Source organism: Roseateles sp. P5_E8 (assembly GCF_054177665.1).
In genome coordinates this window covers 36,035-48,350 of the sequence record NZ_JBGCUM010000044.1, presented here as the reverse complement: position 1 = coordinate 48,350, position 12,316 = coordinate 36,035, and the positions used below count along the sequence as shown (strand labels likewise).

General features: G+C 70.6%; 14 protein-coding genes. 5 read left to right on the top strand and 9 right to left on the bottom strand.

From position 1 onward, the window contains the following. On the bottom strand, positions 1-1,467 hold a 1,467-nt coding region (gene rpoN / locus ACXRVZ_RS21000; RefSeq protein WP_458232791.1), incomplete at its 3' end, for an RNA polymerase factor sigma-54. A gap of 362 nt (positions 1,468-1,829) precedes the next feature. Here rpoN and ACXRVZ_RS20995 point away from each other — a divergent pair. From ACXRVZ_RS20995 to ACXRVZ_RS20985, 3 genes are all read left to right on the top strand, one after another. Continuing rightward, a complete protein-coding gene (locus ACXRVZ_RS20995; protein ID WP_457424475.1) occupies positions 1,830-2,147 on the top strand; it encodes a BON domain-containing protein in 318 nt (105 codons plus the stop codon). Between the two features lie 152 nt (positions 2,148-2,299). After that, complete coding sequence (locus ACXRVZ_RS20990; protein ID WP_457424473.1) at positions 2,300-4,543, top strand: response regulator; 2,244 nt, start codon at positions 2,300-2,302, stop codon at positions 4,541-4,543. A gap of 105 nt (positions 4,544-4,648) precedes the next feature. Beyond that, entirely contained in the window at positions 4,649-5,101 is a 453-nt protein-coding gene (locus tag ACXRVZ_RS20985) for a PA2169 family four-helix-bundle protein (protein ID WP_457424471.1), read from the top strand. Positions 5,102-5,244: 143 nt separating this feature from the next. Here ACXRVZ_RS20985 and ACXRVZ_RS20980 read toward each other — a convergent pair whose 3' ends face one another. The 6 genes from ACXRVZ_RS20980 to ACXRVZ_RS20955 all read right to left on the bottom strand — a co-directional run bounded on the left by ACXRVZ_RS20980 (position 5,245) and on the right by ACXRVZ_RS20955 (position 8,644). Beyond that, positions 5,245-5,778 carry a DUF421 domain-containing protein gene (locus ACXRVZ_RS20980; RefSeq protein ID WP_458232790.1) on the bottom strand — a complete coding sequence of 178 codons (534 nt, stop codon included), beginning with the start codon at positions 5,776-5,778 and terminating at the stop codon, positions 5,245-5,247. Beyond that, positions 5,756-6,226 (bottom strand): hypothetical protein, encoded by a 471-nt coding sequence (locus tag ACXRVZ_RS20975; protein ID WP_457424467.1) that lies wholly within the window; start codon positions 6,224-6,226, stop codon positions 5,756-5,758. The genes ACXRVZ_RS20980 and ACXRVZ_RS20975 overlap by 23 nt, the downstream gene beginning before the upstream one ends. Then, entirely contained in the window at positions 6,201-6,677 is a 477-nt protein-coding gene (locus ACXRVZ_RS20970; protein ID WP_457424465.1) for a phage holin family protein, read from the bottom strand. The genes ACXRVZ_RS20975 and ACXRVZ_RS20970 overlap by 26 nt, the downstream gene beginning before the upstream one ends. A 9-nt stretch (positions 6,678-6,686) precedes the next feature. Next, positions 6,687-7,064, bottom strand: a complete 378-nt coding sequence (locus ACXRVZ_RS20965) for a DUF883 family protein (RefSeq protein WP_457424463.1) — start codon at positions 7,062-7,064, stop codon at positions 6,687-6,689. A 66-nt stretch (positions 7,065-7,130) separates the two neighbouring features. Further along, complete coding sequence (locus ACXRVZ_RS20960; RefSeq protein WP_457424461.1) at positions 7,131-8,102, bottom strand: SDR family oxidoreductase; 972 nt, start codon at positions 8,100-8,102, stop codon at positions 7,131-7,133. Positions 8,103-8,146: 44 nt separating this feature from the next. After that, positions 8,147-8,644, bottom strand: coding sequence for a hypothetical protein (locus tag ACXRVZ_RS20955; protein ID WP_457424459.1), 498 nt, complete (start codon positions 8,642-8,644; stop codon positions 8,147-8,149). A 116-nt stretch (positions 8,645-8,760) separates the two neighbouring features. Between ACXRVZ_RS20955 and ACXRVZ_RS20950 the strand changes: the two genes are divergently transcribed. Next, the gene (locus tag ACXRVZ_RS20950; protein WP_457424457.1) at positions 8,761-9,198 is read left to right on the top strand and encodes a response regulator; all 438 of its coding nucleotides are present in this window, start codon (positions 8,761-8,763) and stop codon (positions 9,196-9,198) included. 165 nt (positions 9,199-9,363) lie between these two features. Then, the gene (locus tag ACXRVZ_RS20945) at positions 9,364-9,831 is read left to right on the top strand and encodes a hypothetical protein (protein ID WP_457424455.1); all 468 of its coding nucleotides are present in this window, start codon (positions 9,364-9,366) and stop codon (positions 9,829-9,831) included. Positions 9,832-9,892: 61 nt separating this feature from the next. Here ACXRVZ_RS20945 and ACXRVZ_RS20940 read toward each other — a convergent pair whose 3' ends face one another. Both ACXRVZ_RS20940 and ACXRVZ_RS20935 read right to left on the bottom strand, forming a co-directional pair. Continuing rightward, a complete protein-coding gene (locus tag ACXRVZ_RS20940) occupies positions 9,893-11,065 on the bottom strand; it encodes a zinc-binding metallopeptidase family protein (RefSeq protein WP_458232789.1) in 1,173 nt (390 codons plus the stop codon). Next, positions 11,065-12,234: a glycosyltransferase family 4 protein gene (locus ACXRVZ_RS20935; protein WP_457424451.1), complete on the bottom strand. Its 1,170-nt coding sequence runs from the start codon at positions 12,232-12,234 to the stop codon at positions 11,065-11,067. The genes ACXRVZ_RS20940 and ACXRVZ_RS20935 overlap by 1 nt, the downstream gene beginning before the upstream one ends. Positions 12,235-12,316 lie beyond the last annotated feature (82 nt).

Genomic DNA, 12,316 nt, shown 5'->3' with positions numbered 1-12,316 from the left:
CTTGGTGACGGTGCGTCGTGCCACCATCAGGCCCTGCTCGGCGAGCTGGCGCGTGATCTCGGCGTCGGACAGCGGCGCCTCGTGGGTCTCGGCCTCGATGATGTCCTTGATCAGCCCGCGTATGGCCGTGCCCGAGCAGGCGCTGCCGTTCGCGCTGATCATGGCGCGGCTGAAAAAGTACTTCAGCTCCAGCACGCCCACCGGTGTGGCCATGTATTTGTTGTTGGTCACGCGCGAGACCGTGCTCTCGTGGATGCCCACCTCGTCGGCAATCTCCTTGAGCCCCAGCGGCTTCATGGCCATGGCGCCGTAGTCCAGGAAGTTCTGCTGCCGCTTCACGATGGCCTCGGCCACGTCCAGGATGGTCGAGAAGCGCTGCTCGACGTTGCGCAGCGTCCAGCGCGCCTCCTGCAGATGGGCGCCCAGCTCCGAATTGGCCGGCGTGCGGTGGCGCTGGAAGAGCTTGGCGTAGACCTGGTTGAGCCTGACCCTGGGCACCACCGCCGGGTTGAGCTGCACCGTCCACTGGCCGCGCACCTTCTTCACGATCACGTCGGGGACGACGTAGGGCACATGGGAGGTGCCCACACGCCAGCCCGGCCGCGGGTCCAGCCGGCGGATGCGGTCGCAGACGGCCTCGACCTGCGCCGCCGGCTGGCCCAGATGACGCGACAGCCCCGCCACGTCACGCGCCGCCAGCGCGGGCAGGTGGTCGCTGATGATGGTCCGGGCCAGCGCGCGGGTCTCGTCGCAGGTGATGGCCGGCAGTTGCAGCAGCAGGCATTCGCCCACGTCACGCGCGCCGACGCCGGCCGGGTCCAGTGCCTGCACGCGCTTCAGCGCGATCTGCATCTCCTGCAGGTCGGGCAAAGGGTCCACCCCGGCCACGCCGATCAGCTCCTGCAGCGGCGTGCGCAGATAGCCGTCGTCGTCCAGCGATTCGACGATGGCATGCGCCAGCAGCAGGTCGCGCTCGGACAGCGGCAGCACATTGAGTTGACCCCGCAGGTGGTCGTTGAGCGAGGTTTCCACGGCCATCAGGTCCAGCGCGCTGAGCTCGCCGTCCTCGGCGCGCTTCTGGCCCGACCCGCCGTCGGCGGCCCACAGCTCGCGGTCGCTGTTCATGTCCATGTCCATGTCGATATCCATGGGCAGATCGCGGTCGGCGTCGGCGGGGCCCGGCAAGTCGGCATCTGCGCCCAAATCCGGCGCTTCGGCCACGGCGTGGGCCGCGCCGTCCGACAGTCCGGCGTGCAAGGCCTCGCCGTCCGGTGCGCCGACGGGCGGCGGCGCACCGTCGGCACCGTCGCCGTCCTCCACCTCCAGGAAAGGGTTCTTGCCCAGGGTGTCGCGCAGCGTGGCGGCGAAGTCCAGCGACGACATCTGCAGCAGGCGCACGGCGTGCTGCAGGCGGGGCGACAAGGTCTGTGTCTGTCGGTGCTCGGCACGGATGTCCAGAGAATTCACGGGCGTTCCTCTACAACTTGGCTGAGGCACCGCGCGGCCGTGCCACGCGGTTCAGCTCAGGTTTACGCAACCTCCGTGCCGCTCGGGATCCCTAGCTAGCAAGTGGCTCGGCCCCCTGTATTTGCGGGGCTGTTCCGGCGGGGCGGCAGCGTTTGCAAAGGACGGCGCGAAGGATTTACCGATCACCCCCGATCGGGCGCGTGAAAGTCGGTAAAGCCTGCACCCCCCGGCGAGAGCCCCGGCACATCGAGTTACAGGGCGTCGCCGTTGAATCTGCGTCGCTGGCGCCTGCAGAGCAAGCTGGGCACGCACCTTGCGTTTCCCGCTTGGCGCGCACCCCGCTCGCCTCTAGGAGACACCCCATGAAGAACATCCTCATTGCCACCCTGGTCGCCCTGAGCGCACTGGCCACCACCGGCTGCGCCGTCACCAGCGGCCAGAGCACCGTGGGCCAGTACGTCGACGACGCCACCGTCGCCACGCGCGTCAAGGCCCGCTTTGCCGAGGACCCGGGCGTCAGCGCCATGCGCATCCAGGTGGAGGCACTCAAGGGCACGGTGCAACTCGCCGGCTTCGCCACGTCGCAGGCCGAGAAGGACCGCGCCGGCCAGCTCGCGCGGGCCGTGCCTGACGTGAAGGAAGTGCGCAACAACATCATCGTGCGACCCGCCACGAACTGACGCCTTCGGCCGGCGGCCCAGAAACGTTTGCATCGGCGGCAGGCGTGCGGCTTGCCGGACGCGCGGGGATGCTGCCCTTGCCACATAGCGATACGCTCGCGCCCCTGACGTTGCGCCTGCCCGTGCCGGGTTGGCGATCGCCGCGCCTTTCGATGCCCGTCACCATCCGCTCCCGTCTGCTGTTGCTCGTGCTGGCCGTGCTGCTGCCTGGCATGCTGGGCTTCGGCTGGTTGATCGTCAGCACCTACGAGGCGGAGCGCGAGGCGCACGAGCGCTATCTGCGCGACACGGCGCGGGCGCTGTCCATGCTGGTGGACGGCGAACTGTCGCGCCGCGCGACCATCGCCCACGTGCTGTCGCAGTCGCCCGCGCTGGACGAGCCGGTGCCGCTGGAGCCGGCGCGGCTGCTGGCCTTCGAGCAGCAGGCGCGGCGCGCCATGCAGGGGCTGGACGGCTGGGTGGAGTTGCGTGCGCCCGGCCGCGTGCTGCTGAGCACCCGGTTGCCGCAGGGCAACAGCGGCGAGGCTCCCGGCCCGGCCGCGCTCAGCCCGACGGCACTGATGCAGCCGCTGCAGAAGGCGGCGGTCGGCCTCGCCAGCCCGGAGGCGACCGAACCCTACGGCGCCTGGGTGGAGCCGGTGCGACGCAACGGCCAGCTCCTCTACAACCTGGTGGTCACGGTGCGGCCGTCGGAGCTGCAGCGCATCGTGCAGGCCCAGGCCAACCCGGGCTGGATAGGCACGGTGGTGGACAACGGAGGTCGCGTCGTCACGCGCCAGCCGGGCGGCAGCGCCTATACCGGCCGCATCGTGGGCGCCGACATTCGCGCCAACATGGCCGCAGCGCGGGAGGGCAGCTTCCGTTCGGTCTCGCTGGACGGTGTGCCCACGACGGGCTACTTCAGCACGTCGCCGCTGGGCTGGAGCTATGTCAGCGCCATGCCGCGCGAGGCCTTTGCCGGGAGCCTGCCCGCCGAGGTGGTGCGCCTCGTCGTCGGCGCGCTGGCCCTGCTGGCCCTGGCCGTGGCCGGCGCAATGTGGGTGGCGCGGCGCATCGAGCATCCCATCCGCACCTTGAAGGAAGCGGCCCAGGCCCTGCAGGCCGGCCGGCCTGTGCAGGCCGGTGCGACCGGCATGGTGGAATGCGACGAAGTCGCGGATGCACTGGCCGTCGCCGGCCGCAGCATGGCCGGCGCGCAGCACGAACTGGAGCACAGCGTGACCCATGCCGAGGAGCGCACGCGGCTGGTGGAGCAACGCGCCGCGCAGAGCCAGCGCGTGGAGGCGCTGGGCCGACTGACGGGCGGCGTGGCACATGAGTTCAACAACCTGCTGGGCATCATCAGCAACAGCATGCACCTGATACTGCGCCACGCCGCCGCCGGCGAGCTGCAGGGGCCGCTGGGCGCGACGCAGCGGGCCGTGGACAAGGGCAGCCAGCTCACCCAGCATCTGCTGCGCGTCTCGGGCCGGCGCCCCGGCGTGCGCCTGCAGACGCTGTCGCTCGCCCGCTACCTGCCCGACGTACAGGAGCTGCTGCGCAGCGTGCTGAGCCGGCGCATCGCCATCCAGGTGAACGTGGCGCCGGACGTCCAGCCCGTGCGCGTGGACACCAGCGAGCTGGACCTGGCCCTGGTCAACCTCGCGCTCAATGCTCACGACGCCATGCCCTCCGGCGGCGAGCTGCGCCTGCGCGCCTGCATGGCGACGAAGGAGGACCTGGAAGGTTTGCCGCAACTCCTGCCCGCCGACTACGTGCTGCTGACCGTCAGTGACGACGGCATCGGCATGGACAACGACCTCGCCGCGCACGCCTTTGAGCCCTTCTTCACGACCAAGCCAGTGGGCCAGGGCAGCGGCCTGGGGCTGAGCCAGGTCTACGGCTTTGCGACGCAGTCTGGCGGCGCTGCGCGCCTGGCCAGCACGCCGGGCCTGGGCACGACGGTATCGCTGCTGCTGCCCGTGGCCGGCAACGAAGAGGCACGCCCGCAGCCAGCCCAGGCACAGGCAGCCCCGCAAAGCATGGATGGCGCCGCGGTGCTGCTCGTCGAGGATGACGAAGCCCTGGGCGACGTCACCGCCGCGCTGCTGAAGGCCCATGGCGCACGCGTCATGCGGGCCACCCAGGCCGACGCCGCGCTGCGCCTGCTGGCTGCCGGCGCCAGCATCGACGTCGTGCTGAGCGACATCGTCATGCCCGGCACGCTGGACGGCGTGGCCCTGGCGCGGCACCTGCGCGAGCAGCGGCCCGGTCTGCCCGTGGTGCTGATCAGCGGCTTCACCAACCGGCCGATGGCCGAGGGCGAGTTCACCGTGCTGCGCAAGCCCTGCGCACCGGCCGAACTGCTGGCGGCGTTGCAGGCCGCGCTGGCCGTTGCCCGCTCGGCAAAGCCTTAGCGCCAAGGTCAGGGGCAGGCACGCCACCTGCCGAAGAGTGGTCTGCGTGCTGAGCCGGTTTATTGCGGCACAGCGCCTTCTCCACCCCCCTGAAAGGACCTTGCCATGAGCAACGACGACATCATCGACACACTGAACGACCTCATCGAAACCAGCAAGGACGGCGAGTACGGCTTCCGCACGTCGGCCGAATACCTGAAGGACCCCACGCTGAAGCAGAGCTTCACGAGCCGCGCCGAAGAATGCCGCCAGGCGGCTTCCGAGCTGCAGCAACTGGTGGTGAGCCTGGGCGGCGACGCCGAGGACGGCGGCACGGCTGCCGGCGCACTGCACCGCGGCTGGGTGGCCGTGAAGGGCACGCTGGCCGGCTACACGGACAAGGCCATTCTGGAAGAGACCGAGCGCGGCGAAGACAGCGCGCTGAAGTCCTACCGCGAAGCGCTGGACGAAGCCCTGCCGCCGGACGTGCGTGTGGCCGTCGAGCGGCAGTACGAGGGTGTGAAGCGCAACCACCTGCAGATCCGGACGTTGCGGGACGCTGCCCGAGAAGCTGTTTGAGCACCTCGTCCAGTCACGCGTCGCTGAACGCGGCGCGTACCTAGCCGGTCCCCCGAGGGGACGGCGATGCATGCGGCATTGAGCCGCATGCACATCGCCAGACGGGCCGGCTTGGGAGCGGCCCGGCGCTCGGCCCCGAAGGCTCAACCCAAGGGAGAGCGGCGGTTGCCACCGCTTTCGTCGTCCGCATTCGACTCCCGGATCACGCTGATGCCGCCATCCGGCTCCATGCGGGCGATCTTGACCTCGGCGAGCTTGTCGACGCCATGTGCCCGCAGGCTGGCCATCAGCTCCGGCACCGTCACCAGCTCGCTGCGCATGGCGCGCCGCATCAGGTGGCCATGGCGCACCAGCACGACGGGTGGCGGCTCGACGAAGCGGCGCACGGCCTTGAAGCGGTAGCTGGCCCAGTCCAGCAGCCAGTTCCAGCCTGCCAGCGTGGCCACCAGCACGGCGCCTTCGGCCAGCGTGGTGTAGCCGCCCGCCATCGCGTTCTGCGAGGCGTCGGCAATCAATACCAGCAGCAGGATGTCGGCAATGGCAATGGAACCCGTGTCGCGCCGCAGCACGAAGCGGAACAGCAGGAACAGGAACCAGTACATCGCGCTGCCGCGCAGCAGCAATTCCAGCGGCGAGACGTCAAAGCGCAGCAGCTCAGCGAGGTCCGGCAGGCTCATCATGGCGCCGCCGGGTGAGCCAACCCTCCAGCAACGGCAGGCCGAACGTCAGCATGCTTGCCGCCGTGGCGGGATTGAGTCGCTCGCGCCAGCGCCCAGGCAGCAAGGGCCAGGCGTGGCTGAGCAAGCGCGTCCAGGGGATGCCGGCCAGCAGCACGAACAGCGCCGGCCGCGCCACGGCCGCGGCGGCCGTGCCCGGCTGCTGCTGTGTCGCACGCACCGGCGAGGCCTTGCGCGATGGCCACGCCAGCACGATCACCGCGACGGCGGCGGTCAGCAAGGCGGGCTGGAGCAGCCGGGCCGGCCGCGTGGCCTCGTGGACCTGGCGGCCCAGGGCCGTCATGCCGCGACGCAGCCTCGCTTCGCGCGCGACGAGCTGTTCCTCAGCCAGCCAGATACGGGCGTCGATGTCGGCCTCGATCTCAGTGCGGGACAGCGGAGCGTTCATCGGTTGGGTCTTCCGGACGAGGGTTGGGCGGCACCATCAGATGGCGTCGCGTGGCGGGCAGTTGCAGGCGCGGCAGCAGCTTGCGCACACGGCCGACCGCGACCGCGATGACGAGCCCGTTGATGCCGACCGTCAACAGCAGGGCCGCCAGCAGCGGCATGCCACCGTGCACCAGCAGCGAGATCAGCGCAGCCCACAGCGCAAACCAGACCGTCACGCCGAGGATGCCGATGGCCACCGTCAGCACAACGATCTGCACCAGCGACTGCGCCGCGCGCTGCAGTTCCAGCGACAGCAGCTCGACCCGGTCGCTGACCAGGCCTGGCAGCTCGCGCGCCAGGCCCTTCAGCTGTTGAAGCAGTGAGTCCGGGGGCGTGCTTGCGCCAGCGCCGCCTGGGCTGGGCATGCCCGGTGACGCGGGCGTATCGGGCACGGAGGCGGCGTCGGACAAGGCGGTGCCTCAACGCGTGAGGCGGGCGATCACGACGCCGACGGCGAGCGCGGTGGCAATCGCGGTCAGCGGGTTGTCGCGCACGGTGGAGCGCAGCGTCTCGGTCCACTCGTCGCCCAGCTCGCGCGCGTCCTGGGCCTTCTGGGTGATTGCCTCGCTGGCGGCGTGCACGCCGTCCTGCACACGCTGCACGGCGGGGCCGGCGGTGCCGGCCAGGCGGTCGATGGCCTGGTGGGCGCTCTGCACGACGCGGTTCAGCGCATCGTGACCGGCGGCGGCACCCTTGTCGACGGCGTCGTCGGCCTTGGTCGCGATGTCATTGACGGTCGCCGTGGCCGGCGTGGCGGGCGATGCGGAGGAAGTCGGGAAAGGCGTGGTGGTGGCCATGGTGATCCTTGGAAAGGGTTGACGGAAGAGACGACCAAAGAGGCAAGGCAAACGGTGTGCCGGCCCTCAGATGGCGCCGACGCTGCCCGTCACCGGCAGCACGATGCCGGTGATGTAGCCCGCGCAGACCGGCGAGGCCAGGAAGACATAGGCCGGCGAGAGTTCCTCGGGCTGGGCGGCCCGCTTCATGTCGGTGTCCTGCCCGAATTTGGCGACCTTTTCGGCGGGCGCGTCGGCCGGGTTCAGCGGCGTCCACACCGGCCCGGGCGCCACCGCGTTGACGCGGATGCCGCGGTCGATGAGCTGGCTGGCCAGCGCCTTGGTCAGCGCATGGATGGCGCCCTTGGTGGCGGAGTAGTCCACCAGCCGGGCACTGCCGCGCAGCCCCGTCACCGAGCCGGTGTTGATGATGGAGGCACCGTTTTTCAGATGCGGCAGGGCAGCGCGTGCCATGCGCAGGTAGCCGCCGATGTTGGTGTCCAGCGTCTCGCGCAGGCGTTCGTCGTCGATGTCTTCCAGCGAGGCGGCATGTTCCTGGAAGGCGGCGTTGTTGACGAGCACATCCAGCTTGCCGAAGCGCGCGATCACCTGCGCCACGGCGCTGTCGCACCAGGCGCTGCTCTTCACGTCGCCCTGCAGCAGCAGGCATTGCCGGCCTTCGGCCTCGATGCAGCGGCGGGTTTCCTCGGCGTCCTCGGTGGACGAATGGAAGGCCACGGCCACGTCGGCGCCCTCACGGGCGAACAGCACGGCCACGGCGCGGCCGATGCCGGAGTCGGCGCCGGTGATGAGGGCGACGAAGTCCTGCAGCTTGGCGCTGCCGCGGTAGCCGGGCGCCATGAAGCGCGGCGCCAGTTCCAGCTCCGCCTCGCGGCCGGGCTTCTCCACATGTTGGGCGGGCAACGTTTCGGGCTGCTCGCGCGCGCCGGCCTGCACGGCGCCGCCGTCCTTCTCCGTGGGCGGCTGCCGCGCGTCGGCCGCATCCTGGCGTTGCTGAATGCGGCGCTGGGTCTTCAAGGTGTCGTCATCGGCGCTCATGGCGGTCCTTTCGTGTCAGGGTTGCGGCAAGAAACGCCGCTGCGTCACCCAACCGCCCGGCGCGCCTCGGCGGCTTCGCTCTCCTTGCCGGACGGCGTCTGCGCGTCCAGCCCACGGTCGGGCGATTCCGCCACCTGGGGCGTGTGGCCCGGTCGCTCGATGAGCTCCTCGATGATGAAGTGCCCGTAGTGCTGCGCGCGCTCGGCGCCTTGCGCTTCGGCCACGCGCGCGATCTGCACGGCCTGCTCGTCGCCACTGGCATAGACCACCAGCCAGTGGAAGCCCCGCTCGGCCAGCACGCGGTGGGCCAGGATGAGGTTCATCTCCTGGCCGATGGCCGCGATGGGGCTGGCCTTGGCGATGTCGGCGTCGATCTGGCGCAGCATCTCGCGGTCGGTATAGCGGCGCACGGCGGCCGGTGCCAGGCCGAGCCCGGCGAGGGCCGCGGCGGCGCGGTCGGCCGCAGCGGCGTCTGGCAACGAGATGACCACATGGCCCACCGGCTTGAAGACACCGAAGCTGTGTTGCGCTTCATCGGACATGGCGGTCCCCTTGTTCTGAGTTGCTGGAACCCCCTCACGGCAAACGCGGTGCCAGGGGACATCGGGGGCCAGGCACACGGCTTGCCAATTACGGCCAGTTCCCCCTGGAGCCCGCCATGTCTGACCCCCATCGCCGCACCGTTCTCTACGTGGAAGACCACCCTGTCAACGCGCTGCTGATGGCTGCTCTCTTTGAGCGCTGTCCGCAGCTTGAACTGGTGATCGCCACGACCGGCGCGGAAGCCCTGAGCATGGCGGCCGACCTGCGCCCCGTGCTGCTGCTGCTGGACCTGGGCCTGCCTGACTGCCACGGCAGCCAGCTGCTGGGCCGGCTGCGCGTGCAGCCCGGGCTGGAGACGGTGCCGGCCGTTGCCGTGACGGCGGATGCGCTGTTCGAGATCGCCGGCACGAGCTTCTGCGAGCTGTGGCCCAAGCCGCTGAACCTGGTGCATGTGCTGGCCCGCCTGAGCGCGCTGACGGGCATGCCGCCCACGCCCCTGCGGCCGCTGCGCGAACCACAGGTGCTGCAGTCGCAATTCGGCGCACTGGCCTGAGCGCACCATGGCTCAGGCAGGGCGCGCGGCGCCTGACGGCCTGCATGGCAACCACACCTTGTCTGACACCTTAGACCCCCCCGCCGGCGCTACTGTGCAGATGTCCGCCGTGCCGCCGGGTATGGCCGAGGCGGGCGGCCTTGCAACCAACTTCTGGAGTCAGACATGAGAAAGATCGTTTCCCAAATTGCCGGTGCCGTTGCCGTGGTCTCGGTAGCCACCTTTGCCTTCGCGCAGACCAACGACCAGAACGTCGCCGGAGAGAACCGTGCGGCACAGCCGCGCACGTCCAACATCTCCAACGCCACTGCCAACGGCACTGACCTGAAGAACAGCGAAACCGGTAGCCGCTTCGGCCCCGGCGCCAACAATGGCAGCACCTACAACCCCGCCATCCGCTCAACGGAACTCAAGGCCGGCAACGTCAGCAGCATCGACGACCCGATCGCCACCAAGACCACGGTCGTGACGCCCGCTGCAGTCGCACCGGCGCCCGTCGTGACGGCCATGCCGGAACCGGCGCCCGCTGTTGAACCCGCACCGGCCGTCGCGGTCGCTCCCGAGCCGATGCCTGCGCCGGCCGTCACCACGACCGACACCTACGTCCGCCCCGCGCGCGCTGACCGCAACTGAGCGTGCCGCTACCAGACAAGGGCCACCGCAAGGTGGCCTTTTTTGCGTCTGAGGCGCAGTCTCAGGCCGCCTGGAGCAGCGGCTCGGCCGCTGYGACCGGCATCTGAGCCGGGGCGCGGATGACACGGTGCACGAGGTGCAGCTTGCGCACTGCAGGCAGTGAGAGCACGAAGGGATAGAAGTCCGGCACGCCCATGCTGCGCGACATCTCGTTGAGCACGCCGGTCAGCTCCATCCAGCTGTTGATGAGGCGCAGGAAGCTCTCCGCATCCGCATCGCCGGAGTCGGCCAGCAACTCGGGCCCGAAGCGCTCGTAGCTCAGCTCCACGCGCTCGCCGTCCACGCCAAAGCTGCGCGCCGTGTCCAGCGTGTCGACCAGGTGCAGGTAATGCGCCCAGGTCTCGGCCCAGTCCTCCCACGGGTGGGCACTGGCATAGGCGCTGACGAAGCGCTGGCCCCAGTCGGGCTGCGGGCCGCTGACGTAGTGACGTTGCAGCGCCGCACCGTAGTCCTCGCGCTCATCGCCGAACAGCGCCCGAAAGGGCTCGATCCACCCACTCGGCTCGACGAGCAGTTGCCAGTAGTAGTGACCGGTCTCGTGGCGCAGATGACCCAGCAGCGTGCGGTAGGGCTCGCCCAGGCAGCCGCGAAGAGCCTCGCGGCGCGCGTCGTCGGCCTCGGAGGCGTCCAGCGTGATGACGCCGTCGGCGTGGCCGGTGATGACGGCCGGCCCCTCGGGTGGCGCCAGCAACAGGTCGAACGCCAGGCCCAGCCCGTCGGGCACTTCGGCCTTGGCGCGCACCGGCAGCTTCAGGCCGATCAGCGACGACACCAGGCGGCGCTTGGCCTGCTCGATGCGGCACCACCAAAGGCCAGCGCCGGGCTGCGACAGGTCGGGCACGGTGCGCGTGAGGCGGCAGCAGCGGCACAGCGTGAAGCCGGCCTGCACCTCGGCGCCGTCCAGCAGCCAGTTGCAGGCCGCCGGCGTGTCGAGGTTGGCGCAGCGCGCATAGCGCGGTGCGCGGCGCGGTGGCAGGCCGGCCTGCCGCCAGCCCCCTGAGCGCACGCGCTCCAGCGCCAGCAGCATGCCGAGCGCCGCGTCATAACCCAGCGGTCGCTGGCAGGCCAGGCATTGGCTGTTGCGGAAGAATACCGGCCGCCCGCAGGCGCAGCTGAAAGCGCGCGGCGTCATCGGCTGCGGCATCTGCCGCGGCGTGGCCGCGAGCGGAACCATCAGGCCGCCGCAGCGTAGTGCGGTGCCCGTTGACCGGCCGCAACCTCGCACAGGCGCTGCTCGAAGCGGCGCATCACATCGCCCCAGTCGGCCCGCGAGGCGGCCAGCCGGGCCTGCAGCCGCAAGGGGCTATCGGGCGCGGACGCCTCAAGCGCGCGCGTGGCCGCTGCCAGAAAGGTATCGGCCGCCATCAGGCCTTCGCCGGGCGGCACCAGGCAGCCGCTGACGCCGTCACGCACATGCTGGGCGGCGGCGCCGGTGTCGAAGGCGGCCACGGCCAAGCCGCTGGCCAGGGCCTCGAGCGTCACGTTCCCAAAAGTCTCGGTGAGGCTGGGGAAGAGGAAGACGTCGGCGCTGGCGTAATGCCGCGCCAGTGCCGCGCCCGTCTGCAAGCCGACGAAGCGGGCGCGCGGGTGGGCGCGCTCCAGTTGGGCGCGCAGCGGTCCGTCGCCCACCACCACCATGCGCAGGCCCGGGCGGCGCGCGCTGAGGCGCTCGAAGGTCTGCAAGGCCAGGCCTGCGTTCTTCTCGGGCGCCAGGCGCCCCACATGCAGCAGCACGCGGTGCTCGGGGCCGGCGCGCCACTCGTCGCGCAGCGCGAGGTCGCGCCGGGCCGGCGAGAACTGCCGCGAATCGACGCCGCGGCCCAGCACTTCCAGCCGCTCAAAGCCCTGCCCGGCGAGCTGGCCTGCCAGTTCGGGCGTCGGCACGAAGTTGATGTCGGCCATGGCGTGCAGCCGCTTCAGATAGCCCAGCACGACCGGCGCCAGCCAGCCCAGGCCGTAGTGGCTGCAGTAGGCGTGGATGTTGAGGCGGAAGTCGGCGCTGGTCGGGATACCTTCGTCACGCGCGGCCCGCAGCGCGGCCCAGCCGAGCGGGCCCGGGGTGCCCACGTGCACGAGGTCGGGCGGCGCACCGTTGCGGCGCCACAGTGCCCGCAGCGCGCCGGAACGGGCCCAGCCATAGCGCAGCTCGGGATACATCGGGATGGGCGCGCCGGCGCAGCGCCATTCCTCGGCGTCCATGCGGGCGGGCTCGTCGGCGTGCCGCGGGCGGATGAGTTGCACGGCGTGCCCGCTGGCGCGCAGATGGCCCACGGCGCGCTCGGCGGTCAGCGCCACACCGTTGATGTCAGGGGGAAACGTTTCGGTAACGTAGGCAACACGCACGGTCAGGGCTCTTGGTCATGGGTACCAAACCCATTGGCAAGCGCGGTGCCCGCAGGCGCCGGCACGCAGCTTGCGAGGGTCA

Coding starts and splice junctions, on each gene's coding strand:
- ACXRVZ_RS20995 (WP_457424475.1), top strand. CDS start 1,830: ATGAAGAACATCCTCATTGCCACCCTGGTCGCCCTGAGCGCACTGGCC.
- ACXRVZ_RS20990 (WP_457424473.1), top strand. CDS start 2,300: ATGCCCGTCACCATCCGCTCCCGTCTGCTGTTGCTCGTGCTGGCCGTG.
- ACXRVZ_RS20985 (WP_457424471.1), top strand. CDS start 4,649: ATGAGCAACGACGACATCATCGACACACTGAACGACCTCATCGAAACC.
- ACXRVZ_RS20980 (WP_458232790.1), bottom strand. CDS start 5,778: ATGAGCCTGCCGGACCTCGCTGAGCTGCTGCGCTTTGACGTCTCGCCG.
- ACXRVZ_RS20975 (WP_457424467.1), bottom strand. CDS start 6,226: ATGAACGCTCCGCTGTCCCGCACTGAGATCGAGGCCGACATCGACGCC.
- ACXRVZ_RS20965 (WP_457424463.1), bottom strand. CDS start 7,064: ATGGCCACCACCACGCCTTTCCCGACTTCCTCCGCATCGCCCGCCACG.
- ACXRVZ_RS20960 (WP_457424461.1), bottom strand. CDS start 8,102: ATGAGCGCCGATGACGACACCTTGAAGACCCAGCGCCGCATTCAGCAA.
- ACXRVZ_RS20955 (WP_457424459.1), bottom strand. CDS start 8,644: ATGTCCGATGAAGCGCAACACAGCTTCGGTGTCTTCAAGCCGGTGGGC.
- ACXRVZ_RS20950 (WP_457424457.1), top strand. CDS start 8,761: ATGTCTGACCCCCATCGCCGCACCGTTCTCTACGTGGAAGACCACCCT.
- ACXRVZ_RS20945 (WP_457424455.1), top strand. CDS start 9,364: ATGAGAAAGATCGTTTCCCAAATTGCCGGTGCCGTTGCCGTGGTCTCG.